Source organism: Streptomyces sp. HUAS MG56 (genome assembly GCF_058673395.1).
Map to the genome: position 1 here is coordinate 53,570 of NZ_CM178722.1, position 26,016 is coordinate 79,585.

General features: G+C 68.0%; 24 protein-coding genes and 4 pseudogenes. 17 read left to right on the forward strand and 11 right to left on the reverse strand.

Translation table 11 applies throughout. The features are described 5' to 3' along the window. The first annotated feature begins 13 nt into the window (after positions 1-13). Positions 14-1,096 carry a saccharopine dehydrogenase family protein gene (locus AC4OXY_RS00300; RefSeq protein WP_491992795.1) on the forward strand — a complete coding sequence of 361 codons (1,083 nt, stop codon included), beginning with the start codon at positions 14-16 and terminating at the stop codon, positions 1,094-1,096. Between the two features lie 23 nt (positions 1,097-1,119). Here AC4OXY_RS00300 and AC4OXY_RS00305 read toward each other — a convergent pair. The 3 genes and pseudogenes from AC4OXY_RS00305 to tpg form a co-directional block, all read right to left on the reverse strand. After that, positions 1,120-1,847: pseudogene (locus tag AC4OXY_RS00305) on the reverse strand (transposase); the annotation flags it as partial. Next, positions 1,837-2,514: a hypothetical protein gene (locus AC4OXY_RS00310; RefSeq protein WP_402071314.1), complete on the reverse strand. Its 678-nt coding sequence runs from the start codon at positions 2,512-2,514 to the stop codon at positions 1,837-1,839. The pseudogene AC4OXY_RS00305 and the gene AC4OXY_RS00310, both read right to left, overlap by 11 nt. 101 nt (positions 2,515-2,615) lie before the next feature. Further along, on the reverse strand, positions 2,616-3,197 hold the full coding sequence (gene tpg / locus AC4OXY_RS00315; protein WP_491992796.1) for a telomere-protecting terminal protein Tpg: 582 nt from the start codon (positions 3,195-3,197) through the stop codon (positions 2,616-2,618). Positions 3,198-3,282: 85 nt separating this feature from the next. Between tpg and AC4OXY_RS00320 the strand changes: the two genes are divergently transcribed. Beyond that, positions 3,283-3,807: a hypothetical protein gene (locus AC4OXY_RS00320; protein WP_376296033.1), complete on the forward strand. Its 525-nt coding sequence runs from the start codon at positions 3,283-3,285 to the stop codon at positions 3,805-3,807. A 76-nt stretch (positions 3,808-3,883) separates the two neighbouring features. Then, complete coding sequence (locus tag AC4OXY_RS00325) at positions 3,884-4,189, forward strand: DUF3759 domain-containing protein (protein WP_376296032.1); 306 nt, start codon at positions 3,884-3,886, stop codon at positions 4,187-4,189. A 393-nt stretch (positions 4,190-4,582) separates the two neighbouring features. On the opposite strand, the gene AC4OXY_RS00330 is transcribed toward AC4OXY_RS00325, so the two are convergent. From AC4OXY_RS00330 to AC4OXY_RS00350, 5 genes are all read right to left on the reverse strand, one after another. Then, positions 4,583-5,437: an alpha/beta fold hydrolase gene (locus tag AC4OXY_RS00330; RefSeq protein ID WP_491992797.1), complete on the reverse strand. Its 855-nt coding sequence runs from the start codon at positions 5,435-5,437 to the stop codon at positions 4,583-4,585. A 46-nt stretch (positions 5,438-5,483) separates the two neighbouring features. After that, positions 5,484-5,801 (reverse strand): DUF6192 family protein, encoded by a 318-nt coding sequence (locus AC4OXY_RS00335; RefSeq protein ID WP_491992798.1) that lies wholly within the window; start codon positions 5,799-5,801, stop codon positions 5,484-5,486. Continuing rightward, on the reverse strand, positions 5,702-6,529 hold the full coding sequence (locus tag AC4OXY_RS00340; protein ID WP_491994750.1) for an aminoglycoside phosphotransferase family protein: 828 nt from the start codon (positions 6,527-6,529) through the stop codon (positions 5,702-5,704). The genes AC4OXY_RS00335 and AC4OXY_RS00340 overlap by 100 nt, the downstream gene beginning before the upstream one ends. A gap of 410 nt (positions 6,530-6,939) precedes the next feature. Continuing rightward, positions 6,940-7,365, reverse strand: coding sequence for a hypothetical protein (locus tag AC4OXY_RS00345; RefSeq protein WP_491992799.1), 426 nt, complete (start codon positions 7,363-7,365; stop codon positions 6,940-6,942). A gap of 85 nt (positions 7,366-7,450) precedes the next feature. Further along, a complete protein-coding gene (locus tag AC4OXY_RS00350) occupies positions 7,451-8,323 on the reverse strand; it encodes a metallophosphoesterase family protein (RefSeq protein ID WP_402070933.1) in 873 nt (290 codons plus the stop codon). 422 nt (positions 8,324-8,745) lie between these two features. Here AC4OXY_RS00350 and AC4OXY_RS00355 point away from each other — a divergent pair, with 422 nt between their 5' ends. The 4 genes and pseudogenes from AC4OXY_RS00355 to AC4OXY_RS00370 all read left to right on the forward strand — a co-directional run bounded on the left by AC4OXY_RS00355 (position 8,746) and on the right by AC4OXY_RS00370 (position 12,762). Beyond that, on the forward strand, positions 8,746-9,222 hold the full coding sequence (locus AC4OXY_RS00355; RefSeq protein ID WP_491992800.1) for a hypothetical protein: 477 nt from the start codon (positions 8,746-8,748) through the stop codon (positions 9,220-9,222). 525 nt (positions 9,223-9,747) lie between these two features. Continuing rightward, a complete protein-coding gene (locus AC4OXY_RS00360; protein WP_491992801.1) occupies positions 9,748-11,421 on the forward strand; it encodes a histidine phosphatase family protein in 1,674 nt (557 codons plus the stop codon). 118 nt (positions 11,422-11,539) lie between these two features. Next, positions 11,540-11,930 (forward strand): annotated as a pseudogene (locus AC4OXY_RS00365) (transposase); the annotation flags it as partial. Between the two features lie 109 nt (positions 11,931-12,039). Further along, positions 12,040-12,762, forward strand: coding sequence for an SMI1/KNR4 family protein (locus tag AC4OXY_RS00370; protein WP_491992802.1), 723 nt, complete (start codon positions 12,040-12,042; stop codon positions 12,760-12,762). Between the two features lie 53 nt (positions 12,763-12,815). Here AC4OXY_RS00370 and AC4OXY_RS00375 read toward each other — a convergent pair. Further along, a pseudogene (locus tag AC4OXY_RS00375) lies at positions 12,816-13,933 on the reverse strand (IS110 family RNA-guided transposase). Positions 13,934-14,192: 259 nt separating this feature from the next. Here AC4OXY_RS00375 and AC4OXY_RS00380 point away from each other — a divergent pair. Continuing rightward, positions 14,193-15,086 carry a terpene synthase family protein gene (locus AC4OXY_RS00380; protein WP_491994751.1) on the forward strand — a complete coding sequence of 298 codons (894 nt, stop codon included), beginning with the start codon at positions 14,193-14,195 and terminating at the stop codon, positions 15,084-15,086. Positions 15,087-15,280: 194 nt separating this feature from the next. Then, positions 15,281-15,801 (forward strand): annotated as a pseudogene (locus AC4OXY_RS00385) (GNAT family N-acetyltransferase); the annotation flags it as partial. Between the two features lie 408 nt (positions 15,802-16,209). Here the strand turns inward: AC4OXY_RS00385 and AC4OXY_RS00390 are convergent. Beyond that, positions 16,210-16,782 (reverse strand): TetR/AcrR family transcriptional regulator, encoded by a 573-nt coding sequence (locus tag AC4OXY_RS00390; protein WP_491992803.1) that lies wholly within the window; start codon positions 16,780-16,782, stop codon positions 16,210-16,212. A 65-nt stretch (positions 16,783-16,847) separates the two neighbouring features. Here AC4OXY_RS00390 and AC4OXY_RS00395 point away from each other — a divergent pair, with 65 nt between their 5' ends. After that, on the forward strand, positions 16,848-17,819 hold the full coding sequence (locus tag AC4OXY_RS00395) for an SDR family NAD(P)-dependent oxidoreductase (protein WP_491992804.1): 972 nt from the start codon (positions 16,848-16,850) through the stop codon (positions 17,817-17,819). Between the two features lie 439 nt (positions 17,820-18,258). Further along, positions 18,259-18,618, forward strand: coding sequence for a hypothetical protein (locus AC4OXY_RS00400; protein WP_491992805.1), 360 nt, complete (start codon positions 18,259-18,261; stop codon positions 18,616-18,618). Positions 18,619-18,666: 48 nt separating this feature from the next. Here the strand turns inward: AC4OXY_RS00400 and AC4OXY_RS00405 are convergent, their stop codons facing one another. Next, positions 18,667-19,227: a hypothetical protein gene (locus AC4OXY_RS00405; protein WP_491992806.1), complete on the reverse strand. Its 561-nt coding sequence runs from the start codon at positions 19,225-19,227 to the stop codon at positions 18,667-18,669. A gap of 191 nt (positions 19,228-19,418) precedes the next feature. Here AC4OXY_RS00405 and AC4OXY_RS00410 point away from each other — a divergent pair, with 191 nt between their 5' ends. From AC4OXY_RS00410 to AC4OXY_RS00435, 6 genes are all read left to right on the forward strand, one after another. After that, a complete protein-coding gene (locus tag AC4OXY_RS00410) occupies positions 19,419-20,231 on the forward strand; it encodes an alpha/beta fold hydrolase (RefSeq protein ID WP_491992807.1) in 813 nt (270 codons plus the stop codon). Between the two features lie 6 nt (positions 20,232-20,237). Beyond that, a complete protein-coding gene (locus AC4OXY_RS00415) occupies positions 20,238-21,497 on the forward strand; it encodes a hypothetical protein (RefSeq protein WP_491992808.1) in 1,260 nt (419 codons plus the stop codon). Between the two features lie 817 nt (positions 21,498-22,314). Beyond that, a complete protein-coding gene (locus AC4OXY_RS00420; protein ID WP_491992809.1) occupies positions 22,315-23,196 on the forward strand; it encodes a phytoene/squalene synthase family protein in 882 nt (293 codons plus the stop codon). Between the two features lie 37 nt (positions 23,197-23,233). Further along, entirely contained in the window at positions 23,234-24,250 is a 1,017-nt protein-coding gene (locus AC4OXY_RS00425; protein ID WP_491992810.1) for a polyprenyl synthetase family protein, read from the forward strand. A 3-nt stretch (positions 24,251-24,253) separates the two neighbouring features. Beyond that, positions 24,254-24,859, forward strand: a complete 606-nt coding sequence (locus tag AC4OXY_RS00430; RefSeq protein WP_491992811.1) for an ABC transporter ATP-binding protein — start codon at positions 24,254-24,256, stop codon at positions 24,857-24,859. Further along, complete coding sequence (locus tag AC4OXY_RS00435; RefSeq protein WP_491992812.1) at positions 24,856-25,668, forward strand: ABC transporter permease; 813 nt, start codon at positions 24,856-24,858, stop codon at positions 25,666-25,668. The genes AC4OXY_RS00430 and AC4OXY_RS00435 overlap by 4 nt, the downstream gene beginning before the upstream one ends. The last annotated feature ends 348 nt before the right edge of the window (positions 25,669-26,016 follow it).

Below are 26,016 nucleotides of genomic sequence, written 5' to 3' on the forward strand. Positions count from 1 at the left end.
AAGGACATCGGACATGCGGATCGCGGTATACGGCGCCGGTGGTTACACCGGCAAGCTCGTCGTCGCCGAGTTGGCCCGGCGGGACATCGAGACGGTACTGGTCGGCCGGAACGTCGAACGCCTCAGCGAGGCAGCCGCCCGAGCTGGACTCACCGCAGTCGACGGCGCCGCAATACGGCGCGCCGAATCCGGGGACCACTCCGCACTCGTCCATGCCTTCCAGGACTGCTCCGCGGTCATCAATTGCGCGGGGCCATTCGTTCTGTCCCGCGAAGCGGTCGTGCAGGCCGCCATCGCCGCCGGATGCCATTACGTCGACATTGCTGGTGAACAGCGCCACCTCGATCGCGTCTTCAGCGCCTTCGCCGTGCCAGCCGAGGCGGCGGGGGTGACAGTGGTCCCGGGCGCCAACGACGATGGCCTGCCCAGCGACTTGCTCGCTCACCTCGTTGCCGCACGTGTCCGTCCTGTACGCGAACTCGTCATCGGCCTGGAACTGGTCCGCACTGGCGCAATGCCGTCCCGCGGGACTCTCCAGTCGGCGCTGGAGAACATCGACACGTTCACCGGCGGCGGCCTCGGCTACGAAGACGGCCGCTGGCATCCCGATATCGCCGCACGGCGTACGGCACTCACTTTTCCGGACCGCTCCGACCCGATGCCGGTGGTGAAGTTCCCTCTTCCGGCGGTGGTCACGGTTCCCCACCACGTCGCGGCACGCCGGGTCGAGGGGGTGGTCCGTGCGGAACTGGCGGCCGCATTCGCCGACATTACCCCCGCGCTCATCGACAGCGTTCCCGAAGGACCGCCCGCGGACAGCCGCCGCACTGCGCGCTGGATCATCGTCGTTGAGGCGACCAGCGAGGACGGGCGGCACGCTTGCGGCATCGTCCAAGGCATCGACATGCAGGGGACCACCGCGGTCATCGCGGTCGAAAGCGCGCGTCGGCTCGTTGCCGACGGCGCCAAGCCCGGTGTCCTTGCCCCGGCCCAGGCCTACTCACCCGCCGACTTCCTGGAGTTCCTCGTCCAGCACGGCTCGCATTGGAGCGTCGATCCCACGGGCGGCGCTGTCGATGCCCGCCAGGCGCTATGACCGCACAGGCTCGCCGAGCTGCGTCAGGCTACGGCTTTGAGGGGGCGTCCGCCCCAGCGGATGCCCTTCTCGCTGCGGATGCGGGCGCGTTCCCTGCGTTCGGCGGCCAGGACGTCGCGGCGCGGGCGTTGGCGTTGCGCCAGCGCATGTAGGCATGCAGGGCCCGGGTCTGCACGGTGTGGTTGGCGTGGTGGGAGTTGGCGATGGTGAACTGCCTCAGCGGCCCGAAGTGCGCTTCGATCGGGTTCGCCCACGAGGCGTAAGTCGGGGTGAAGCACAACTCGACCTTGTGCTTCTTCGCCCAGCGGCGGATGTCGGCGCCTTTGTGGGCGGACAGATTGTCCAGGATGACGTAGATCGGTGCACCGTCGAGCCGGGCGGCACGGATCGACTTCAGCGCGGCCAGCGTGTTCGCGGCACCTTTCTTGCAGCGGTTGACACCCCCACAGCCGGTCGTCGCCGATGGAGTAGCAGCCCGTGGGAAGCGGTCCAGGACCTCCTCGATCCGGTCCAGATTCGCCTCGCGGTCCGGGTCGGGGGATTCCTTCCATTTCCTGGTGCGCTGGAAGGTGACACCGCGGCGGGCGAGCAGGCGCCGTAAGGTTTCGCGGCCGATGCGGATCACCCGGCCCTGCACTTTCCGCAGGTAGTCGACGAATTTACGCAATGACCAGCGTGTGAAGGGCTGGCCGAGCTTGGCGGGGCGGGTGGTGGCCGTCTGGATGACGAAGTCCTCGTCGTCAGGGCTGAGTAGACACCCCATGACATTTGAGGTCAAGCGGACTGGAGGTGCGCGTGATGCGACCAAGCGGTCGCCTCGTCGTAGAGAGTGCGGGACTTGAGGCAGCCGTGGAAAATGCCGACGAGCCGGTTGCCGACCTTACGCAGGGCAGCGTTGTAGCCGGATTCCCGTGCTCGTTGCTTGTCGTAGTAGCGGCGTGCGCCGGGCGGCCCACGGCCGCCCGCTCGTCCTCGCTGAGCGAGTCCAGCAGGCCGGTACGGGCCAGCGTGCCCAGCAGGGCGTGACGCAGGACGTCCGGGGCGAGGGCGGCGTGGCGGGCGGCTTCGGCTTCCTCCTCCTGGAGGCGCTTCTCCTTCTGCCGCTGCTTCTCCCGCTCGCGTTCGGCGCCGGCCGCCAGCTCGTCCTGGACGACGGCGTCGGCGTCGGGGTCGTACGGGCCGCCGACGGTGGCGAGCAGCTGCACGATGCGCGCCCATTCCGCGGCCTCTGCCGTGCCGCGGTCATCGTCGGCCAGGTCCTCGAGGGCGGCCGCCGCCTCCGGGTGCGTCATACCGCGGGTTCGCCGCCGGACCGAGTGGCGGCCGATCTCCGCCTGGTCGACCGGCTCACGGTCGGCGGCGGCGCGGGAGACCGGGACGCGAGGGCGCTGGCGGGACCAGGGTGCACGGGTGCTCACACGAGCCTCCCAATCGTCGCGGGAGGAACGGATACCGGGCCCGCAGCATGTGGCGCGCTGTGGGCGCAGGACAGGTTTATAGCAATCCTGAATTCCGCGCCCTAAAACTTGATATTCAGCCACTCCACGTCCTTGAATTCCACGTGCACGCCCGCGCGCCCGCCGCCGTCTCGGCGGAAATAGGCGTCCGCTACCAACTCGTGCAGATCGTCATCCGTCGCCCCGCCCTCCTGCGCGGCTAGGATCCGGTCGGCATGCGCGGGTGAGACAGCCGCGCTGATGTCCCGCATCCGGCCCGCGTCCGAGGTCCCTTCCGGGCCGAACCCGAAGTACGCCCGGCAGGAGATGACGAGCCCACCGGTGGTGGCCGCGCGCTGCCTCGCCTGCGCCCTGACCTGTGGTTGCCACTGTGCTTCGGTCTCCTCCACCAGAGCCGCCTGGAGACGTTTCTGCGGCCTCCTGGAGGCGCCCGAGAGGTAGCGCTCCACGGTGCTACGGGAGACGCCCAGACGCTCGGCTACTGCCTGCGTGGAGCCCTTGGCGCGCGTGCGAAGGAATTTCATCTGGGCGCGCGGGGATTTCGGCGCGAGACGGGTGAACAGGGCGCGTTCCGCCCGCCCGAGGCTGTCGAGGATCTTGTCCCGGAGCCGGGCCTGCTGCTGCATGGTGTGCTGATCATCCATACCGGGCAGGGTCGGCCGGGTCCCCTGCGGACAGAGGACTCCGAGCGACGGGGATCATGGGGCACCGATCACAGGAGGACCGCGGATGCGGCTGACGATGGACACCGAGACGGACACCTACGAGCAGGCGATAGCCGCCGTCCAGGCCGCGTACGGGCTGCGACCGGCTGTCCCCGATGCCTGGCGCGACGCCCCGGACGCGAAACCCCGCCCCGGCCCGCAGGACCTCGCCGACGACGCCCTCACCGGCGGCTGGACGGACCAGCTGCTGTTCCGCGTGATCGCCTCGCTGGTGCCCGGAGCTCGGGCGGCGCTGCGCCGGGTCACCGAGCTGGGCGGCACTGCCTCCTACGACGACGTCCAGCGGTACTTCGCCGACCATCCGTCGACGCCAATCCTGCCGTCGACGATCGGCGGCACGCTGACCAGCATCAAAGCGGTCCAGCGCCGCGTCGGACCGGACAGCTGCGGCCCTCTCCTCCAGCGAGACGAACGAGCCCGGCGCTACCAAATCGACGACGGACTCGTGGCCGGCCTCTATCGGGCATTCGCCCTGGCCGATGTCCGCCCTGACCTGCTGCGCGGCGAGCCGTTCGGGTCGGCCACCTGACGCGGTCCGGGCAACGGTCAGGTGCTGTCGATCAGTTGGGGCCGTCGTCCGCATGAGCTGCCGGTCCAGAGAATCCGTGTCCCAGAGCATCAAGCAGTACAAGGACGCGCACACTGTCATCTACGGCAGCTCCAGCCTGGACCGTCTCGTCACCGAGGAGCAGGCCGGTCACGCGGCCGCCTGGGAGGCCGCCCAGAAGCTGAAGAAGTCCGGACAGCCGACCGACACCCAGAGCCTGGCCCATACTCTGGGGGCGCTGGCCCGCCAGCAGGCCGACCGGCTCGTGGTCGACTTCGGCCTGGACCACCTGGACGAGGAGGAGGTCAAGCGTCACGCGGCGGCCGCAGCGGCGCGTATCGCCCCCGAGTTCGCCACCGCCTGACCGCGGCGGCGTCCTGTGCGCCACCGGGTGCCGGCGGTCACGCGCCGGCACCCGCCTCCTTCGGCTCCTTCTGCTCTCTCGGCCGACGGAGGCTGGACCGTCGACCAGGTGACTGGCCATCTCGGGTCTCAGGGCGATCAGTCCGGCCACCGAAAGCCGTCCCGAGCGTTTGCCGCTCACCGTCACCTGCGAAGTCACTGTGCGCCGGCCCGGCCCCGGGCGCGCCCGTCGGCATGCCAACCGTTCCGATGATTAGACACTCCCGGAGCGGCTGCCAATCGGGAGACTGAGCCGGCGTGAGAGTGGGATGCGCAACGCACAGGGCTCCCGTGCCGTTGAGTGAGTGTCTTTGAACTTCCGGACAGGGAGCGCGGGTTGAGAGCGGTGCCGTGCTCAATCAAGGAATTGGGACACAGCGGCCAGCCAAGTGTCCGGTTGATCGATATGAGCCATGTGCCCAGCTGCCTCCAGGATCTTGGCGCTGGCGGAGGGGATCATGTCGGCGGCCTGCTGGACGAAGAGGGCAGGGAAGGTCATGTCGTATCGGCCGTGCAGGAAGAGCGTGGGGATCGCAAGGGCTGTGAGACGGGGCACGGCGTGTTCGAGGACTGCTTGGGGCAGGATGCCGGCGCGCAAGGGCCTCAGCCACTCCGCTGAGAAGCGGACGGACTCCAAGCGGCGTAGGTAGGCGGGGAGAATCTCGTGGCACCAGAGGTTCGCCGGTGCGGCTGCGACGGCTGCCGCGCGGGTCAGTTCCGGTCCGACCAGGTGTGGGTTTGACCAGACGCGGGCTTGTGCTGTGCGGCGGTCCACCGCATCTGGCCAGTCATCGAAGGCGTCGGCGGGGACAGCCTTGACCGTGGTGGAGGCGAGGATGAGGCTACGTACCCGGTGGGGTGCTGCGAGGGCGAGTCGCTGGCCCAGGAGTCCGCCATAGGAGAAGCCGAGGACGTCGGCTTGGTCGACCCCGATGGTGTCCATGAGGACGATCAGGTCGTTGACGGCTGTGTCCGGGGTGTACTGGTCGTCGGACAGACCGCGGGTGGAGCCTCCGCATCCCCGCAGATCGGGCATGACGAGGCGGTGTGTTCCGGCAAGCTTGCTCAGAGGTTCTCGAAGATAGGTGTGGTCCCAATCGGGACCGCCGTGGATCACGAGCACGGTGCGGTGCGAAGGTCCTGTCGTCCGGGCGACGAACAGTTCGACGCACGGTTGCTGTGACACGGCGATGAGTTCCTCGGTGAACATGCCGCCAGTCTTCCAGCGCCCTCGCCGAGCATGACGCTTCGTCGGCTCAGCCGGTCGCCTTCGGCTTCCTTGCCCAACTGGGCGAGGGCTTCTTCCGGGTCAGCCTCTTGGTCATGAGAGTGATGCTGACCAGTTCAGGTGTCCTCGCTCCGGTGCGCAGGTTGAGCGGGGCGTCCTCGATCGCCGCCCACCGCTCAGCCGGATCAACAACCGATGCGAGAATGCGATGCACGGTGAACTGGGTAGATCCTGAAGGGCCGTCCGTTACTCCAGCACCGCATGGAATGCGCGCTCGCCGATGCCGCGCATCACTGGGTTGTCCGCCGAGTGCGACAGGAAGACCAGGGACAGGGCGAGCGCCCATCCGCGGGCCCGCTCCCAGGTCGCGTGGTCCGCGCGGCCGTACGCCTGTCGAAGGGCAGCACGCTGCTGCGCGGTGAACAGCATCCAGGCCACGGACAGGTCGGTGGCGGGATCGCCGGAGGTGATGTCGCCGAAGTCGATCACAGCGCTGATTCGGCCGTGGTCGACCAGGATGTTGGCCGGGTGCAGGTCTCCGTGCAGCCACACCGGCGGCCCGTTCCAAGCGGGTGCCGCGGCGGCCGTTTCCCAGATCTGCAGTGCGGTGGCGCGGTCGTCCGGGTCGACCTGTGCCAGCCCGGTCAGGACGCCCTTGGCGCGTCCGGCCAGGGGAATTCCTCGAACTGGGCTGACGGGCGCCTCCGGAGGGGCTGGTGCGTGCAGCGCGTCCAGGAAACCGCCGAGCGTCGTTGCGGCCGACCACGGGTCGTCGGGCTCTGATCGCGCCGCGATCCGGCCCGGGAAGAAGGGAACGACGCTCCAGGACCACGGGTACTGATCCGTCGGCTGCCCGACACGCACCGGCGCCGGCACAGGCAACGGCAGGCGGTCGGCCAACTCCGGCAACCACAGCTGTTCGTGCGCGACGAGCTCGGCGGCCAGAGCGCGCCGAGGCAACCGGACGAGGAACTCCTCACCGAGCCGACACACAAGGTTGTCCCAGCCGTTGGCCAGTACCTCGATCGGCAAGTCCGCCAGGTCGGGGTGCTGTTCGCCGAGCAGACGTCGCACCAAGTCGACAGAGACTGACACCTCCGCGGCAGGCATTCGGTGAACCGTCACAGCGAGAACTTTACGGCGCCGGCCCGGCGCGCTTGGCAACCAAAGCAGGAAAGGCCACGACGACCATCACCCCTGCTCTATCGTGAAAATCGGCATCGCCTTCTGCGACAACGGCCAACGGCCGGGCCCCCTCCGTTGCTTCCGAGGCAACCGCTTCTGCGGACCCTCTTCATGGCCGCGACATCTGTCGGCGCCCTCGCACAGCTCACCGGCCCTCTTCGCGTGCCCCGTGCCGGTCATCAGCGCTGCACAACCCCTACAGTCCCCCTTCGAGAGGTGGTCTCGCCCCGGCCCACGTCGGGCGAGAGTGAACTGTCCCGGCGCGTCCTCGTCCAGCCAGCCGCACTCCACTAGACGCTTCAGCTTGCCCCGGGTCTCCTCGATCTTCCCGGTCGTTGTCGGCAGACCGATCCGTGGCACGATCTGCTTGGCCTGCACCGGTCCCGGCTCGTCAGCGACGATCTCGACTCCCGGTAGACATCCGGCAGCACCGCCACGACCTGGCCCTCCCGCCACGGCGGCACCATCATCACCCCGACGCCGTGAGGCACCGACCCCTCGCTGGCTTCCGGAACAACCCCCGGCGCAACGTGCGGTTCGGCCTCCGCGGCTGACAGGTCCGCCAGCACCTGCGTGACGGTCTCCCGCGTGATCTCCAGTCGCGACAGATCCTCCCGCGCCTTGTCCAGCCGGATGGCCAACTCCACAGCCTCAGCCTGGAGTTCCTCCACACGGCGGCGAGCCGCAGCCTCCCGCGCCCGGAGCTCTTCCGTCAACGACGCCATGGTGCCCCACCTCCACTCCACAACGGCAGGAGGACCACGGCCCCACCACACAACAACTGGCTTCTTCCCAGCTCAGCCCGCAGGTTCAGGCCCGCTGCGCAGGACCGAGCCTCCTGATGACGTCGCGCATCTCCGCCTCGTCGGCCTCGTAAACCGTCTCACCCATGCGCGGATCCCGGGCGTGAAGCGTATGGATCAGCGGTCCGTAGGGTGTCCCCAGACTGACCAGAGAAGCCGAAGGGCCGTGGACTGCCCGCTCGGTACCCGGCTGGGCGGTCAGGTCGATGCGGCTGACAACCCCCGGGGTGACCCAGACCGTCGCCTGCTCCAGACGCGCCAGAATCTGCAGGTGGAAGTGCCCGCACAAAATGAGCTGGACATCTGTCCCGCGGATCGTCTCGGCCAACTCCGCGGAGTTCTCAAGTCCCAGCGCCTGCTGGACCTCGACATCCAGGGCGACCGGCGGATGATGGAAAGCCAGCACGGTGCCCGACGGGGCAGGCTCGGCCAGCAGTCCGCGTAGCCACTCGAGCTGACCGCTGTCCAGGCGGCCGTAGCCCTTGCCCGGAACGAGCGTGTCCAACGTGATCAACCGCCAACCGCCTACGGTGCTTACCGCAGCCCGCTCACCTGCCGCCCCCTCGTACGCAGCCTCGGGCTGCCTGTGGCCACTGCCGAGCACCTCACGGAACGCGCGGCGGTCGTCGTGGTTCCCCGTTGTGTAAAAGGCCGCCGCCCCGCGGCGTCCGGCGTAGGCGGACACGAGCTCGCCGGCCCGCGTGTACGCCTCGCGGGAACCGTCATCGGCAACGTCACCGGTGATGACCACCGCGTCGAGGTCGTCCAGGTACTGGAGTTCGTCCAGCAGAAGACGCAGTGCCGCCGTGCCGTCGGCCCCGTCGGCATCTGGGATGCCTGCCGCGTCGAGATGAGTGTCAGAGAGATGCAAGATCCGCATCGTCCGAACCTAGCCTCCGCCACCGCGTCGGGCCAGGCCCTCCTTCAGCCTCAAAGCGTGATCCCCACCATCACCTCAGAGGATCCGCACCCATCGAGAACTCCTGTCTGCCGGGCACCCTCCCAGCTCGCCAAGGCATCCCGGGTACGGCAGCAGGAACGCCGTCTGTGCACTGCTCCGGGAGAATGGCGGGTTGCCGCGGACGTCTTGGCCCTCTCCAGTTCACCCACGAGGTTGGCGGCGTCGGCGATCAGGTGAGGCCGTAGGCCGCCCGGGTGAGCGAGGGTTCCGGCTTTCGGTGCCCGGGGATTTGGGCCCTCTAGCGTGCGGGCCATGGAATCCACCCCGATGCCCGAGCCGCTGCGGCGGGCGATTCGGCGATTCACGAGCTGGTCTCCGAGGCGGTCCTGAACTGTCAGGAGGTGCTGCGGTGCACCGAGCCCGACCAGGCGCGCAACTGGAAGCGGATGACGCTGTACCGGACCACGGACGCGGCCGACACCCTGAACATGGCCGCTCTGCTGATCGCCGCGTACTGCCAGCGCATCGAGACGCCCATGGACACGCTCGCGTCCTACCTCCAAGTCCGCCAGCAGCAAGACCGGGCTGCCGGGCCACGGAAATCCGACCACCACGAACTGGCCGGACTGTTGGGCGATCCGCCTCCCGCCGACGACGCCGACGGACTGCGGTATGCGTGGGGCAAGCGCCATGCCGAGAACGCACTGATTCGCGAGGACGACCCGCAAAAGCTCCTCACCGAGGCGTGCCTGCATGGGCTGCGCGCGCGGCTGTGCGGCGACGTCGACTCCCTCGACGGCTACCTGCCCCCGCACATCGCACAGATCGCTTGCAAGGTCGCGGACGCGCTGGAGGAACCGCTGCCGGCAGCGGCGTAACGCCGCCCCTCGCGCCGTCGTTGAACAGCGCGCTCCATATGGGCCGGGCCCCGGGGGATTGTGTGGTTGGTCTCCCGGGACCCGCAGCGTGACGACAGCAGGTCAGGACGCGTCGGCGGCCCACTGCGTGACCGGCCGAGCAGCAGGCGAGGATCCGTGCGCCAGCCCTCTTGCCGCATCCGCGCGGTCCGCTGAACAGGTCACGTGATCGACCCGGTTGCTCTGCGGCGCCTGCTGCGGCGTCGTGCCATGCGCCTGCCCAGTGGCCTCAGCGAACGACTCCGGCCGACAGCCGCGGCACGGCGCGAGAGACGACACACGTACACGCACCCGTGGCCGCTCACCGCCACGGCTTCGGCCAATCAGCCGCAGCTTCAGGCCAAAGAAATCTGAACGTTCCCGCACAGCCTTCCCACGGAAAACAAACACCTCTCACCATGTACTTGAATGCTAAACAAGCACGGCTGTCACTCACACCCCTGCCACAGCCCACAACTCCTACGCCCCCCACGCAAGGGACACTCAATGCCCCTCCTTTTCCTTCGCCACGGCGAGTCCCAGGCGAACGAACAGAACCGGTTCGCCGGGCGCCTGAACACCCCGCTCACCGCCCTCGGCAGCCGCCAGGCCGACCAGGCAGCCGAGCGGGTCGCCGCGCTCGCCGCGAGCGGCGTACGCATCGACGAAGTGCACATGTCCACGCTCCAACGCGCCCGCCAGACAGCGTGGACCATCATCGATCGGCTCCCACAACCTCCGGACCGGATCACCGTCGATGAAGCACTGACCGAGCGCGACTTCGGCGTCTACAGCGGCCGCAACAAAAGCCTGGTGAAGAAGACGATCGGCTTCGCCGGCTACACCGAGGCCTTCCATTCCCCGACCGGCCGCCCGCCAGGCGGCGAGAGCTGGCGGGAGATGTACGACCGGGTCGCCGCGTACTACGAGGACGTCCTGTTGCCCGCCTCCCGCGCGGGACGCACTGTTCTGGTCGTCGCCCACAAGTACGTCGTCGAGATGTTCGCCCTGGTCGTCGCGGACGCGAGCCCGGACACGTACCGCGACTTCAAGATCCCCAACGCGCGCCCGCTCTCCGAGCAGGACCTGCTCCGCGCGGTTGCCGCCCCCGCTGCGGCAGGGCTCGTCAACGACCTGGGCGAGATCGTGGAGATCCGCCTCCCCCTGCTGGTGGCCACAGCCGCCGCGATGGGCGTGGCGGTCCAGCTCGCGCTCGGCATCCAGGTTCCGGCCACAGTCTTCACCACCGCTCTTACCGCCCTCCTGGCCGTCGGCTCCTTCTTCGCCATGCTGCGCGTGGACCCACCCACTTTGCGCCGCCCCCTGAGCAGCCTCCGCGCGGCCTGGCCCCTGCTGCTCCCCCGTCTTGCACTGGGCCTGGTCCTCATCTGGGCCGGACACTCGCTCCCGTTGGAATTGGCAGGTCTGTTTCTGCTCCTCCCACCCGCGCTGATAGCCCCGACCCTCTCACTGCTCTGGGGAGGCGACTACTTCTTCGCCGTACGCCACACAGTGGCCGCCTCGCTCGCCCTCCCCGCGCTCCTGCTCACCGGCCTTGCCCTCCCCCTCTCCCTCCCAGGCACCGCCCCGACCCTCACCCTGGGCAGGCTCGAACCGGCCCTCCTCGCCTACGCGGCCGTCCTGCTCGCCGCCCTTGTACTGCCCGGGGTGGGAGCGCAGGCCCTGCGCCGGCGCGACCCGATCCGGGCGGGCGCCCTCAGCACCAACTGGAACTGGCTCGGCGGCCTGGCCCTGGTCCCCGTGGCCGGCCTCGCCACCTTCGCCCTCACCCCGCCGACCGGTCTGACCGCCCACACGGCCATCCGACTCCTGCTGGTGATGTCCGCCGCAGCGGCGGCCCTGACCGCCCTGCGCCTCCTGACGACGCTGTTCCTGCACCTGCGCCCCCACCGCACCGGCCTCGGCCGGGACCTCTTCATCACACAGAACACCCCGAACGTCTTCCTGTGGTTGGCGATGACCGCCGTCCTGGCCCCCACCACGGGCCACCGCCCCTCGGTGATCGGCCTCGGCGTCGCGCTCGTCTTCTTCTTCGCGGTCTACACCGACGAACGGATCTTCCTTCACGCCCACCGCCACGACCTGACCCGGAGCGTCCCCGAAGCCCCCGAAACGCGGAAGACCCGCACCATTCCCGGCCTGTTGACACCAGGCAAGTAATCGGAGACCTCGACATGGAGCACTGAGATCTTTCATCCTGAAGTCGCAGGTCGCAGTTCTGGTGTGAGTGGGTCTGTACGGTTATCGGTGTAACTCCCGATCATGGAAGTAGCACCTGATGAGCGACGTGACTGCCTCGGTTGAGGCGGTTGAAGAGGTCCGACCGGTCGAGCTGGCGGCGGACCTGTTGGACGACCAGTTGATCGGGCAGTTGGTCGACCGGGCCCGTGCGAGCGGGCTCCAGCTGACCGGCGAGGGCGGGCTGTTGCAGCAGCTGACCAAGCGTGTGCTGGAGTCCGCCCCGGAGGGCGAGATCACCGACCACCTCGGCTACGAGAAGCACGACCAGGCCGGCGCAGGCAGCGGCCACAGCCGAAACGGTGTCCGTTCCAAGAACGGTGGTCACGGATGTCGGCCCGGTCGAGATCGCCGTCCCGCGAGACCGGGAGGGCAGCTTCGAGCCGCAGATCGTCAAGAAGCGCCGGCGCAGGCTGACCGGTGTCGACGAGACATCTCATGTCGTCGGTGGGTCAAGTCGAGTCGCGAACGATCACGAGGCTGGGCCGCTCGTGCCTCCCGCACGGTCGGGTGGTCGAGAGAGGCGGTAGCGTCCTCGGCATGCCGGACGGCCTTGACGTGTCGGTGGTGCTGCGAGGCGGGGTGCAAACTCGCTCGCAAGCGTGGGACTTCGTGCGCTGGTATGCCGACGCATGGATGGGTTGCCCCCTGCAGTTGGAAGCCGGGTGTGTCGACGACGAGTTGGCGGCTGCGGAGGCTGATCTGGGATTCGAGCTTCCGGCTGCCCTGCGTGAGGGTTTTGAACTCTTCGGTCGACGGGACGACCTGACCCGACAGCAGGGCCCTCTGGTCCGGCCGACTGAGTTCTACGTCGATGACGCCTTGAACGGTGTTCTGATCTTCCGGCGTGAGAACCAGGACTGCGCGTACTGGGGGATTCCGCTGGACGAGATCGAGCAGGAGGATCCGCCGGTGGTGGTGGAATCACGCGAGGGTTGGATTCCCTTCCTCGATCGGATGTCCTTGGCCTGGGTGGAACTCGTGCTGAGTGAGTCGCTCTTGGGGGCGGACAGCCTCTACGACGCCTGCGAGCTCCCGGACGCGCTGGTGCCGAGCCTTTACGCCCGTTATGCGCGGGTGGACCTGCCTGACCATCCGATGTGGGCGGGCAAGGACGACTCGCCGGTGCATTGGTACGCGGCTCCGGGTCGGTTGATGCGCCGGGACGGCATCGAGGACCAGTCCTGGATTCACGTGCGTGGACGCACGCCTGCCGATCTCGAAACCATTCGTGCTGAGCTCCCTGGGTCGTGGGTCTGCTGACCGCGCGCTCGTCAACGACGCGAGCCGGTGCGTCGTGCAGGTCGAACGGGTCGCTATGCCGCCAGCGCGAGGGAGCGTCCGAAAGCGCGCTCGGGGTCGTAAGGCGTGCGCGCTTGCAGGCAGTGCTAGAGGCAGCCCAGGAGCTTGTTGAACAGGTTCCGGAGGGCTGCGGTGTGTCGTTCACCGGTGTCCCGGCGGCGGTCGTAGTGGGTACGTGGCTCTGCCGATCGCAGGGCAGCGAAGGCCCACATGTAGCCGACGGCGGTCAGACGCCGGTTCTTGAGGTGCGAGCGACCACGACGCGGCTACGGCCTGAAACGCGCGTCACTGGTGCGGCGCCGGCGTAGGCCTTGAGGGCCTTGGCATTGGTGAAGCGCGTGCGGTCGTCGCCGATCTCGGCCAGCACCCGCGCACCGGACATGACGGACAGGCCGGGCAGGCTGGTGATGATCTGCTGCAGGAGGGCCGTGGTCCGGTGGCCCATGGCCTGCTCGACCAGTGGCAGCTGCCGCATCTGCTCCGAACGGAAGACCTCCCGCAGGCGTTCGACCTCGTCGTCGAGCGAGCGGCGTAAGCGGCCGGCCCGGTTCAGCAGCGCGCGGAGCTGGCTTCGGGTGAGCTTGGCAGCGGCGGCCGGCGTCGGCGCCGCGGCCAGCACGGCACGGGCGTGAGCGGAGTCCAGGCCGAGCTTGCCGCTGCCGTGGAAGGCCATGGGCGCGGCAGGGTAGTACTCGCGCAGGTGGGAGCGGAGTCGGTTGACCAGCTGTCCCTTGTCCCAGATCGCGTCCTGGTGGGCGCGGGCGAGCACGGCGATGGCCTGGCCGAGTTCGCTGTCGGTGCGCAGGATGTTGGCCAGGACGCGGGCGTCGGCGGCGTCAGACTTCGCGCGGGAGACGCTGCCGCGGTCCCGGTAGCGGGCCGGGGCCAGCGGGTTGATCGCATAGACCTTGCGGCCGGTGGTGCGCAGGCAGGCGACCAGCAGGCCCCTGGGCGTCTCGATGGCCACGGGGATCGGATCCTCGGGGCAGTCGCCGTGGCGGGCCAGCAGTTCCAGCAGGGCATGGAAGCCTGCACTGTCGTCGATGATCCGCAGTTTGGCCACCTGGTCGCCGGCCCCGTCGACCAGGGCTATGTCGTGATGGTTCTCCGCCCAGTCGATGCCGCAGAACATCCTGGTCAACGTTCCCTCTCTCCTCGCTCGTCGGCGCGTGTGTGCGAGTCTGTGCGGAGCACGCGGCGCTCTAATAGAAGTGCTCGGGGCACGCCATCTCGTGAGCCGTTCGTGTCTCCAGCGACCGGCAGGGACCTCGGGCCCGATCGAGCCTGCAATTCATCCGGAGGCAGCGCGGGTTGACGAGGCGGCGCGGCGCTGGGCAAGGAAGATGGGGTTCGGGACAGGTACGCGACATGACAAAAGTGACTACGGCCAGATGGTGTGTCGCTGGGCTCCTGCTGGGGACCGGGAACTGCTCGATCTGGCAACGCGCCACGCGTACGTGACCTTCGCACTGGATGACCTGCTCTTCGACAGCGGGCCACTCTGCAGGAGCCCTGACCAAGTGTCCTTGCTGGTCGGTCGGCTGGTCCGTTCCTTGGCGTCGCCCGAGGCAGAGCCTCTGCCCAGCGGCTTGTCCGCGCTCGACCGTGCGGTCGCCGCGCAACGCGAGTGTTCAGCGGAGATCAGAGCCAAGTGCCAGCCGGACACGGTGCGGAGATGGATCGACTCGATGGTCGAATGGTATGCGGGTGCACTGTCGGTGGTGGCGCACCGGCAGATGGGCAAGGTGCTGGGCTTCCGGGACTATCTGAACCTCGGCTATATGGACCGGGCCATCCGCTACTGCGTGGTGGTGATCCAGATCGCGGAAGGGACAGTGCTGCCGAACGCCGAGTTGGAGTCGCCGCTGGTGCGGGCAGTGACGGAGGCCGCGTATCTGCTGGTGACCGTGGACAGCGATCTGTACTCCTACAAGAAGGAGGCCCTGGAGGGGACGCTGGAGATGAACGTTGTCTCGGCTCTGATGCAGGAGGGACACTCAGCCGGGCACGCTGTGAGGAAAGCGTTCGCGCTACGGAACACGGTGATGGGGCTCTTCATGCAGTTGATCCGACAGGCGCGTGCAGATGCGAGCGCTGAACTGTCGCGATACCTCGATCAACTGGAGCACCTGGTGCGAGGAAACCTGGACTGGGGGCTCCGAGCGCCTCGGTATGACGTGCAAGGAGACGCCGTGCCGTTTCGGGTAGTTGCTGCCGCGCCGCCAGATCCCTTGGTGCCGTCGGCATTACCGGAGCTCGCATGGTGGTGGAAACTGATCGCCTGACCTGCAACGAGGACCAGTGATCCTCGACGGCCTGGACCAAGGCAGTTGAGGATGCCGTCCCGCACTGACCCGTTACACCGGCCCGTGGCGGCCGAGACCCTCGGGCCTGGCCGGACCGCTCTGCTCGATCGGCTTCACCGCGATCTGTTCGCGCTCGACGGCGAGTTGCCGCATCGAGTCTTGCGCCCTGCAGTTCGGCGGCCACGACGGTGCCCCTCTGGCGGACTCGCCTTTACCGACTCGGCACACTCACTGCGCCGGAACCGCCGCACCCGGAAGGCGGGGCCGGGGCACGGGCGAGAAGGACCACGAGCACACGCTGGCTCCTGAGCCGACACACGTGTCACGGACAAGGACTTCACCTTCTGGAAGACCCCGCGCGGCGTTCCGCTATCCACGGCTGGCTCGACGTCGATGGTCTGCAGCATGATCTGGGTGGATCCCGTCTACACCCCGGCCCATCTTCGCGGCCGCGGCTACGCGGGTGCCGTGAACGGTCGAGGTGAGCAGGGCCGCGCTGGCCGCCGGCGCGACGGACGTTGTCCTGTTCGCGGACCCGACCAACCCCACCAGCAACGCGCTCTATCAGCGCATCGGATACCTCCACGTCACTGACTTCACCGGGTACAGGTTCTCCGCCGCCGAACCAGGGACAGGTCAAGTCTCAAGGCGAAGATGGCACGACGGCTTACCCGATGATATGCCGCGAATCTGAGATGGCAGACAGGTGACACGGCGTGAGAAAGCCTGAGAAATCCCAGGTCAACGCGTCGCCGCATGAAACCCGAGGTGAGAACCTAAACTTCTGATGCAGGGTCTCAAATCTCGTGTCGGAATCTCACGGTCGATGTCGGATCTAAGTCGGATCCGACACTGAGCTGAGATCGCAATGTCCCGTCTCCCTGTATCTGGCGGATTCCCCCTCGGTCTCATCCGAGTTGTCGGATTCTCGACCGGGCTCGGCCGGCAGAACCGGCTTTCTCCCGTCTCGCCGGGCCGGCCGCCGGCATGCGCGACGCGACGCGGCGCGCCGCGTCACTGCGGCGAGGGTGGCGGCACCTGTGGCCATCTGAGACCACGGCCCCGAGGCGACCGGATTCCCGCGCGGCTTTGACGCGTGTCTTCAGTGCACCAGGAGTTCGATGGCGACCTTCATGCGTTCGAGGTAGAACTCCCGCGATGTGGCCTGATGCTTGAGGCCGATCGACGTGCTGATCATCGTCTGTGCGACGAGAGCGGCCGTCTCCTGTCCTGACTCGACGGCGATCGCGTCTGTGATCAGCTCCTCGAAACGCTGCGGTGTGCTCTCCGTGATCTCGCCGAGGAGATCGGGGTTGTCCTCGACGACCACCGCAACATCGCGCGTCAGCGGGCCGACGTAGCGGCCCGCCCACCGGTCGAAGGCTTCGACCAGGCGCTGCAGAAGAGGGCGGTCGACGTCGGCCAGGACGTGTTCGACCGCTGCGATGTCGCGCTCCAAGGCCTGGGTGACAGCGGCACGGAACAGAGCCTCCTTGGAGGAGAAGAGGAAGTAGAGCCCGGGGCGGGAGATGTGTGCCGCCCGCGCCACTTCCTCCATCGAGGTCTTCCGGTAGCCGAATCGCGCGAACGTGGCCAGAGCGGAGTCCAGGACCGTGGTCCGACGGTCGGTATCGGTGTTTGACGACGACAGGGGGCCGGCCTGGGGGCTGCTCATGGCACGAGCATAGGATCGGAAATCCAGCTATACAAGTTCAGTCCAGTATGTATAGCCTCGCTGTCATGACGGCTGGCCAACCCCTCTCCACCTCCTTCACCGCCTCCAGCACAGCGGATGAGGTGGCGCGGGGCGTTGACCTGACCGGCATCCGCGCGATCGTGACGGGAGCTTCCTCCGGAATCGGGATCGAGACGGCCCGCGCGTTGACCGCAGCTGGGGCGCAGGTGACGCTCGCCGTGCGGAACACGGCTGCGGGTGACGCCGTCGCTGGATCGATCGAGAGCTCGACCGGAGCGGTCCGCCCCCGAGTCGTCCGGCTGGACCTGACCGACAGAGCCACCGTCACCTCATTCGTCGCCGCGTGGAGTGGTCCGCTTCACCTGTTGGTGAACAACGCGGGCGTGGTCACCGGCGGCCTCGAACGAACTTGCGAGGGCTGGGAGTTGCAGTTCGCGACAAACCATCTGGGTCACCTCGCACTCGCCATCGGCCTGCACGACGCCCTGGCCCTCGGAGCGTCCGACTGTGGCGGGGCACGGATCGTCTCGGTCAGTTCGACGGCGCACATGCGTTCCGGCATCGACTTCGACGACCTCCACTTCGAGCGGCGCAGCTATGACCCGCAGATTGCCTACGCCCAGTCGAAGACGGCGAACTCCCTGTTCGCCGTTGAGGCGACCCGACTGTGGGCGTCCGACGGCATCGTCGCCAATGCAGTGAACCCGGGCGGTGTCGCGACGGGGCTGCAGCGGAATTTCACCGCTCGGCAGAAGCAGTCGCTCGATGCGGCCGAGGCCGCCGGCGTCTTCAGGTACAAAACGGTCCAGCAGGGAGCCGCCACCACCATGGTCGCGGCCGTTGCCCCACAGTTCGCCCACTCCGGAGGCCACTACCTCGATGATTCGCAGGTGGCCTATACCGTGCCGAACGACGCCGACCTCGCGCAACATCCGCACGGTGTCAAGCAATGGGCGCTCGATCCCGGTGCCGCCGAGCGCCTCTGGGCGGTCTCGACCGACCTGCTCCGCGTCTGACTTCTCGACACCACCACACTCCCACGTCCGATCTTCCCCGGCATCGAGGAGTCGGCCGCCCCCGGATTCCGCAGAAGCCAGATGCACTGAGAATCCCGAACCGACTGTTCTCACTCGACCTGGCAACACCGCAGCTCGGCACAAGATCCACAGACAAGCTCGACGCGACAGGACACCCATGCTGCCGCCCGGCAGCCTTGCCTATCGGTCCGCGGCTCCTTTCTGGTTCAGGGCCCGTGTCAGTTCGCGGTTGGCCGCGCGGGCAGCCTCCAACTCCGCGTCCAGTTCCTCCAGGCGCGCCGGCAGCTCGGTGTTCGCCTGCTCTAGGCGGGAGACTCGACGCTGAAGCTCTTCCTGGTCGGCGGGGCACCGAGTCCCGATTCCCGCCACGCCGGCCGCCAGCGATGACATCAACGACATCAAGGCCGCCATCGAATTCATGACCTGGCTGGACGAGAACGAGACCGCTCTGAAGGACACCACTCAGAGCGACCTGGACCGCTGGCTCGTCGACCGCCTCGCCCTGCACCGGACGACCGTCACCTTCATCCAGTGGGCGGTGGCCCGACGCCTCACCGGCAAGCTCGCCATCGCCCGGCCGAACAGGAAGAACTCTTCCGACTTCCTGGACGAACAAGACCTCCAGGACCAGCTCAGGCGCTGCCTCAACGACGGCACCATGCCCCGGGAAGCCCGCATCATCGGAGCCATGAATCAGGCTTTATGCCCTCCCCGTTTCCCGCATCTTCGCGCTGACATGTCCTCAGTCACCCAAATCGGGATTATCACTAATACATGACCGGGCTGCCCTGTGGAGCCTCCCAGGGGCCGGACCACCCAGCCCGGCCTACAGGATCGTCAATGTCGTCACTCCGGTCGCGCCAGTCGCGCCGCCCGCCAGGCACTGCAGCGCGCTCAGCTGGGGCACCGGAATGACCTGGAGCAGCTTTTGACCGTGGAAGCGGCCGTGGGTGACGGTGCCGGTGACTGGGGTGACCACTTGACCCGCCACGGCTGTGCTGCTGCCGCTGATGTCGGCGGTGCTGGAGTCGTCCGTGTTCCAGACATAGGTCCGGCGGGCCCGGAAGCCTTCGAGAAGGTTGTTGCAGCCCGTGAAGAGCGTGAACTCCTCGTGGTAGCTGCCGCTGCGCACCGCGCCATTGCCCCCGGCACAAGAGGTGAGGCGCCCGTCAATCGTGACGTGCACGGGTCGCGCCTGGAGGGTGAGCCCCGGGGAGTAGCCGACGGATTCAGTTCCCTCACACTGCAGCAGCCCTGAGCCTTGGGGGTGAGCGGACGCCGGAACCACAGGCGCGGCCACGCCGAACACCACGGTGGCCGCCAGAACGACTGCACGCAGCCGCTTCTTACCCGCCGTCACGGAGGATCTCTTCACATTGAGGACCATGGGGCACACCGTGCCCAGCTTGCACGGTCCGGAGACCGGCGCACGGGAGCATTCGACGGGTGCGCGGGCTGGGGAAGCGCGCACGAGTCGCTTCGCACGCGCCTACCCGCACCGATCGTCTCGCGCATAGCCTCGTGCCGCCCCTTGACCACCATCCTCAGGGCCCTGCGCCGGAGTGAGTTGGAGAGAGAATGCACACCCTGGAGAGCGCCACGCTGACCGTGCCGGGGGCTCGGCTGTACTTCGAAGTGCGCGGCACCGGATCACCGTTGCTGCTCATCCCGGGTGGCGCCTCCGACGCCGAGGTCTTCCGCGATCTGGCCGACGAGCTCGCGGCATGCCACCGCGTGGTCACCTACGACCCACGCGGCATCTCCCGCAGCCGCCTGGACGGGCCGCCGCCCGTACCATGGCTCGACGTCCAGACCGACGACGCCGCACGTCTGCTCGACCACCTCGCCCGCAACGGTGAGACTCCGCAGGTGTTCGGCAGTTGCGCCGGCGGGCTCATCGCCCTGGAACTCATGGTCCGCGATCCGGAACGGGTCCGGCTGGCCGTCGTCCACGAGCCTCCCGCCGTGGGACTGTTGCCGGACGCGCCACGGCACGCCGCCTTCTTCGACGAGGTGTACACGACGTTTTGCCGGGACGGCGTCCCAGCGGCCTTGGACAGGTTCCGGGCCCTCTTCGGCGGCCGGCCCGCCCCGAAGCTCCGCGAAGCGGCCGACAACAGCGAGTTCTTCCTCTCTCACGTGATGCTGCCCTCCTCGCGCTGCGTGCCCGACCTCACCGCGCTGGCGGCCGTGGCGGACCGCATCGTCATGGCCGGCGGCCGGGAATCGCGCACCTACGACGTGCACCAGCCGGCAGCCTTCCTCGCGCAGCAACTCGGCCGGGAACTGGTCGAGTTCCCCGGCGGGCACGTCGGCTACGCCAAACACCCCGCCGCGTTCGCGCGGCAACTCGCGGGGATCCTGGTTACCCCACGGCCCGCGGCCTGCTGACGCGCCATGCGCATCCTGATGGGAGCCCAGAACTGCGGCTTCGGCCCGGCCTCCGTGCTCGTCGCCGTCTCCCGGCAGCTCCGCGGACACGAGCGAGTATTCGTAGGCGACAGCGTCGCGGCAGCGTTCGCCCGCCACAACGCCAGCGCCTTCGACGCCGTCCACGAACTCAGCGAGCCGTCCGGGAACGGATCCGTACTCCTGGACCGTCTGCTCGCCGACAGCGACCACGTCGTCTCCGCCATGGACGCCGACCTCGTCCTGCGCGCGGTCGTAGCAGGCCGGCCGGTGGTCCTGGTGGACTGCCTGTTCAGCTTCTGGCAGCACCGCACCCCCCTGACACGGATCCACGAGCTGTGCGCGACCCTTCCCCGCACCTCCTTCCCCGCGGCCCGCCGCCACCTGTCCCGCCTCTCGCCACACGAACGCGTCCTCGCCGCCCACCTGCTGGCCGACCACAGCGTGATCCAGAACTTCCCCGGCGTCTTCCGGCGCATGGCCGAGTTCACCAATGCCGGCACGGACCGCACGATGCTGCTGACCGGCCCACTGGTCGACCTGGACGGCCTGGCGAAGGCGCCAGCAGGTGAACGGGCGGCCGGCGGACCGGACTACGACCTGCTGATCAACACCGGCGGCTTCAAGAACTTCCTCCTCGACTTCGAGGTCAACAACGACTACCTCCGGCTCATCGACCGCTGGATCCCGGATCTGCTCACCGACTGGCCCCGGTTCACCCGCGTCCTGGTCTGCGGCGGCCCGTACGCCGGACCCCGCGCCAGCAGCCAACGGACTTCCGCACGACGTGTCGACCGCCGTTTCGTCCCTCAGCGCGAGCTGCTGCGGCAGGTGGCGAGAACCCCGCACTCCCTGCTAGCTCCCGGCCTGTCGGCGCTCCACGAAACCACGCTCCTGGGCCAGTTGCCTCTGGCACTGCCCGACCAGCACTACGCGCACACGTTCACCATCCGCAACCTCGCGGACACTCTCTTCGGACGCCTGGCGGCCCGGTTCGCGGACGTTCTGCCCGGCCACGAACTGCCCGAGGACGACTACTCCGGCACCCAGGCCCTCGTGGCCGTCGCGGGCAAGATCCTGGAGAACGACGACCTGTACGCGCGGTTCCGCAGCACCTTCAACGAACGCATCGAGCGATACCTCTTCCTCCCACCAGAACAGCGGCGCGCAGGAGTCGCGGAACTGCGCCACCTCCTCGACGGCCCTCCGGCACCCTCCGTGATCGCCTCGCTCCTTACGGCCCAGTGACCTGGGCGACAGCACCCCCAGACCAGTCTTCAGGGCCCGTGCCGGGGAAGAAACGTGGACGCGTTCCGTCCCCGGCGCGGCACGCAGGGCGGTCAACTGCCCGATCAACTGGCCGCCCAACAGGCCCGCCGCCAGCTCGACCGGTCGGACCTCTTCAACCGCCTCAACCGAGGCAGTCACGTCGCTCATCAGGTGCTACTCCATGATCGGGAGTTACACCGATAACCGCACAGACCCGGCAACGGGCGACCTGACGAACCGTGGACAAGCAGCGCGAGCTACCTTGCGGCTGGGGTCGGAGGTAGGACTAGGGGCCATGCGTGCTGCCTGGCGACGTAGATCGGGTAGCGATTGCGCTCGGGGTTAGAGCAACCGGGTGGGCATCCCAACGCCAACCACAATCCCCTCCAGACAATCTGTAAAATCCCAGGTCAGCGCATGCGCCACTGCGCAGATCCACTGGCCAACGACACCGCCGTTCGTTTCGATCACGCGCTGGGAGGTGGTGCCTTGCGCGAGGTCGGGGCACGGACCGTTACGAGTGCAGTTCCAGGGTGATGCACGGGCTCCCGATCCTACGAGTGACCGAAAACGACCCACCAACAACGTAAGGATCAGCCTCAGGATCAAAACCAGGAGACCTACGTTGCATGGCGTCAGCGCTGACCCTTGGTGATCAAGCTGAGGCTTGGTCGGTTCACTCGATCGAGTCAACCGGATCCCGACCCGGCTCGTATCACCCAGCGGGCATGGGAGCGTCCTGTCGGCCCGAGGCATTGAGTGGGGGGTTTTGGTGCTGGTACGACGGTGGTTGGACGTGGCCGGGGTCTTTGATCCGGCGTTGAGGGCGGCTTACAGCGTCGCATGCCGCAGGGCTCTGAGCGATCGTGCCGGCGTTACCTGGCTGGGGATTCTGTCAGTACCGTCACGCGCGCGTCCCTTGACTGCAGCCGCGGCAATGGTGATCTTGGAGGCTGACGCCCGGGCGGACGAAGGGCCCCACGAGCAGCGTCTTCAGCGTTTCGAAGAGTGGGTCGGCGCCTGGTATGCCGCGCTGGACTCCGGTTCCAGTGCCGATCCCATTCTGCACGCGGCGGCGCACGCGCACCGCGTCGCTCCTGTAAAGCCGACGCGGGCGCTGATGGATCAGGCCTTCGCGGCCGCGCGCAGCGATCTTGATTTTCGTGAGTTCCCCACCTATGCCGACTGGCAGGTTTATGCCTCCGGCAGTGCCGGCGCGGCGATGCTGTGGACGCTGTCCATGCGGGGAGAGTACGGCGAGAGCGGCGAACGCATCATCCGGGAATACGGGTACATGGCTCAGCTGGTGGATTGCCTGGCCGATGTGTCCGAGGATGCGAGGGAGGGCCGGCTGTATCTGCCGCTTGAGGATCTCGACCGGTTCGGTGTCCGCAGGGAGGATCTGGAGGCCGGACGCTGGACGTCGGCCACGGCCGACCTGGTCGCCTTCGAAGTAGCGCGCATCACCGGCCGCATGCCGGCCGTGCTGGAGATGGCACGCGCTCATCCATGGCTGTATCCGTTCTGCTCGGCCCTGGACGAGTACATCCGCCCCTTGTGCGCGGCCGTGTTGGAAGCGGGGCCTTCCCTGCTGCGTCGAGTGGCCGTTCCGCCGATGGGACCGATGGTCCGGGGAGGGATGAGTTTGTGGCGCTCCGCCCACGTGACCTCCCGGTGAATGAGATGACGTTGAGCAAAGTTCTGGGAGGGAACTCATGACCACGACGAAGGGGCCCTACACCGCGGATGGGGTGCAGTCCGCAGAGGATGAGAGGGCGGTCAATGAGCTGGTGGAAGGTGAACTTCGGCGGTGGGCGGGCGCCGAGGAGGATCTGATGGGGGTGGCCTGCCGCGACGCGCTGTTTCCGTCGGGCAAGCTACTGCGGCCGCGGTTGTGTCTGTGGTCGGCGGCCGCCGTGGGCGGCAGCATGGAGCAGGCCCTGGCCTTCGCCTCGGGCCTGGAGTGCATGCACGTGGCGACGCTGATGCACGACGACGTCGTCGACCGTGCCCCCGAGCGTCGCGGGCGGGCCTCCTCGGCCGAGCACTTCGGGATCAGCGTGGCTCTCATGGCCGGCGACGGGCTGGCCTCCACCGCCTATGAGGCCATGCTCGCGTCCACGGAGGCAGGCGTGCCGGCCGCCCGTGCCGTGCAGGCGACTCGCGTGGTGGCAGCCGCGGTCAAGCGCACAGTGGCCGCCATCGGCGAGGAGACCCTGGTACGAGAGGACCTCGGCTGCACGCTGGAGAAGGTTCTGGAGATCATCCGCGGCAAAACTGCCGCGTTGTTCGGCGCAGCGTGTCAGGCCGGAGCGATTCTGGCCGACGCACCCGCTGCCCACGAGGCGGCGCTTGGCGCCTACGGTGAGGAACTGGGCATGGCGTTCCAGATCCGTGATGACCTTCTTCCCTACGTCGGCGCCGCCGAGTCGGGGGGCTTGACTGATGTGGCCAACCGGCAGCCGACCGTGCCGGTCCTCCTGGCCCGGGACGCCACCAGCGCGGAGGACTTGGACAGGCTTCAGGAGCTGTTCTGTGACGACTCCGACGCCGTCACCGCCCACCGCCTGCTGGCTCAGATCCTCGCCCGCGGCGAGGCTGTCGATCAGGCCGCCGAGATGGCTCGCGGGTACGCGGTCAAGGCCCGCGAAGCGCTGGCCGCACTTCCCCCATCGCAGGCCCGGGATCTGCTGGAAGCGCTGACCATCACGGTCGTCGACCGTGTCAGGTGAGTGATGAAGGTCCGGGGTCTGCGGCACGCCTACGGCCGGCGGCAGGTGCTGCGCGGTATCGACCTGGACCTCGCACCGGGAGTGCTGGTCGGCATCGTCGGAGAGAACGGAGCCGGCAAGTCCACCCTGCTCAAGATTCTCTCTGGCGAGCTGTGCCCGGATGCCGGAACAGCGTTCCACCAGGGACGCTTCGGTTACTGCCCGCAGGACGTCGCCCTCAACGACGCCCTGACCGTCCGCCAGCACCTGAAGTTCTTCCAGGCCGCGTATGGCCTGACAGACCTTCAGCGCGCCGAGGAGATCATGGATGAGCTGCGCTTTGCCGAGTACGCCGACGTGCGCGCTGGAGTGCTCAGTGGCGGCACCCGGCAGAAGCTCAACCTGACGCTCGCGCTCATGCACGACCCGCAGGTCCTGCTGCTGGACGAGCCCTACCAGGGCTTCGACTGGGACACCTACCAGCGGTTCTGGCGCCTCGCTGACGGCCTGCGCGCCGAGGGGCGCTCCGTGCTCGTCGTATCCCACCTGGCGTACGACCTGGAACGATTGGACGAACTGTGGCGCTTGGACGGCGGCATCCTCGTGCTTGATCCGGCGGTGGCGGCATGAGGAGACATCTCACCCTGTACACCACCGCGACTCGGTACGACCTGGTCGAGCACGCCCGCAACCGCTTCGCGATGCTGCTGGTCGTCCTATTCGTGCCCGCGTGGATCACGCTCGTGTACCTCAACATCCCTGACAGATCTGTGCCGTTCCGGCTGGACGCCACCGGGGAGCGTCTGGCCCCGGCCGGCAACCTGCTCACGCAGATCACGGGGGCAGTCAACGCCGTCACGCTGATCACCGGTTTCATGATGTTTGCCGCCACCTTCAGCGGAGGCCGTTTCGACCGGCGCCTGGCCATGGCGGGCTACCCCCGCATTCACCTGGTCGCCGCCAAGACCACCTCCCTGACCCTCGCCTCCGCAGCGGTCGCCGCCTACGCCACCGCCGTCATCTGCGCCGCCTGGTCACCTGTGCAACCACTCCAGCTCGGCGCGGCCCTGTTCAGCGCCGCCCTCACCTACGGAGCCCTCGGCGTCATCTACGGCTCGGTGCTGCGTCGGGAAGTGGAGGGCATGTTCGCGCTGATCATGACCAGCGTCATCGACGTGGCCATGCAAAACCCGCTGGCGAGCTCCGGGGCCAACAGCCCCTTCATCCGGCTGCTGCCCTCCTACGGCACTGTCCAAGCCGCCACCGCCGCCTGCTTCTCCACCCAGCGCACACCTGCCTACCTACTAGCTCAGCTGCTGTGGTTCGCGGCAGCCGCTTTGATCAGCCTTCTCACCTTCCACCACCGCACCCGCTCGCGCACCGCCGTCACACCGGACGACAAGGTGCCCGTGCCGGCCGCCCCCACCCAACCGGTCTGACCCTCGTTGCCGGGGGGTATCGTGAATGTGCGTCAAGGCGGGCGATTGGTGACTTTCAAAATGTCGACCGCGCAGGTCATTCCAGCCGTTGGCTGCTCTCGGGAGCCCGCCCCTGGGTGGGTGGAGCGCCGGCATGCCAAGGGCGTCCAGCTGAGCCATTGCCAGCGGCACCGGCAAGGTCGCCGGCTACGGGCGCGGCCAGGCCGCCGGGACTGCCAGCGACAACGGGATCTCGTCCAGCCGCTGCGATCGGCAGCCCGCCGACCTGACCCGTCAGACTGAACCGTACGTCCCCGGCCTCGTCCGCCTCGTAGGGGGCGTCTCCGACCGCGCGCTGCCTCGGGTAGG

What these genes read in the sequence shown, in the direction of transcription:
- AC4OXY_RS00300 (WP_491992795.1), top strand. Translation starts at nt 14, where the DNA reads ATGCGGATCGCGGTATACGGCGCCGGTGGTTACACCGGCAAGCTCGTC.
- tpg (WP_491992796.1), bottom strand. Translation starts at nt 3,197, where the DNA reads ATGGATGATCAGCACACCATGCAGCAGCAGGCCCGGCTCCGGGACAAG.
- AC4OXY_RS00320 (WP_376296033.1), top strand. Translation starts at nt 3,283, where the DNA reads ATGCGGCTGACGATGGACACCGAGACGGACACCTACGAGCAGGCGATA.
- AC4OXY_RS00330 (WP_491992797.1), bottom strand. Translation starts at nt 5,437, where the DNA reads ATGTTCACCGAGGAACTCATCGCCGTGTCACAGCAACCGTGCGTCGAA.
- AC4OXY_RS00335 (WP_491992798.1), bottom strand. Translation starts at nt 5,801, where the DNA reads ATGGGCGCTCGCCCTGTCCCTGGTCTTCCTGTCGCACTCGGCGGACAA.
- AC4OXY_RS00345 (WP_491992799.1), bottom strand. Translation starts at nt 7,365, where the DNA reads ATGGCGTCGTTGACGGAAGAGCTCCGGGCGCGGGAGGCTGCGGCTCGC.
- AC4OXY_RS00350 (WP_402070933.1), bottom strand. Translation starts at nt 8,323, where the DNA reads ATGCGGATCTTGCATCTCTCTGACACTCATCTCGACGCGGCAGGCATC.
- AC4OXY_RS00360 (WP_491992801.1), top strand. Translation starts at nt 9,748, where the DNA reads ATGCCCCTCCTTTTCCTTCGCCACGGCGAGTCCCAGGCGAACGAACAG.
- AC4OXY_RS00370 (WP_491992802.1), top strand. Translation starts at nt 12,040, where the DNA reads ATGCCGGACGGCCTTGACGTGTCGGTGGTGCTGCGAGGCGGGGTGCAA.
- AC4OXY_RS00380 (WP_491994751.1), top strand. Translation starts at nt 14,193, where the DNA reads ATGGTGTGTCGCTGGGCTCCTGCTGGGGACCGGGAACTGCTCGATCTG.
- AC4OXY_RS00390 (WP_491992803.1), bottom strand. Translation starts at nt 16,782, where the DNA reads ATGAGCAGCCCCCAGGCCGGCCCCCTGTCGTCGTCAAACACCGATACC.
- AC4OXY_RS00395 (WP_491992804.1), top strand. Translation starts at nt 16,848, where the DNA reads ATGACGGCTGGCCAACCCCTCTCCACCTCCTTCACCGCCTCCAGCACA.
- AC4OXY_RS00400 (WP_491992805.1), top strand. Translation starts at nt 18,259, where the DNA reads ATGACCTGGCTGGACGAGAACGAGACCGCTCTGAAGGACACCACTCAG.
- AC4OXY_RS00405 (WP_491992806.1), bottom strand. Translation starts at nt 19,227, where the DNA reads ATGGTCCTCAATGTGAAGAGATCCTCCGTGACGGCGGGTAAGAAGCGG.
- AC4OXY_RS00410 (WP_491992807.1), top strand. Translation starts at nt 19,419, where the DNA reads ATGCACACCCTGGAGAGCGCCACGCTGACCGTGCCGGGGGCTCGGCTG.
- AC4OXY_RS00415 (WP_491992808.1), top strand. Translation starts at nt 20,238, where the DNA reads ATGCGCATCCTGATGGGAGCCCAGAACTGCGGCTTCGGCCCGGCCTCC.
- AC4OXY_RS00425 (WP_491992810.1), top strand. Translation starts at nt 23,234, where the DNA reads ATGACCACGACGAAGGGGCCCTACACCGCGGATGGGGTGCAGTCCGCA.
- AC4OXY_RS00430 (WP_491992811.1), top strand. Translation starts at nt 24,254, where the DNA reads ATGAAGGTCCGGGGTCTGCGGCACGCCTACGGCCGGCGGCAGGTGCTG.
- AC4OXY_RS00435 (WP_491992812.1), top strand. Translation starts at nt 24,856, where the DNA reads ATGAGGAGACATCTCACCCTGTACACCACCGCGACTCGGTACGACCTG.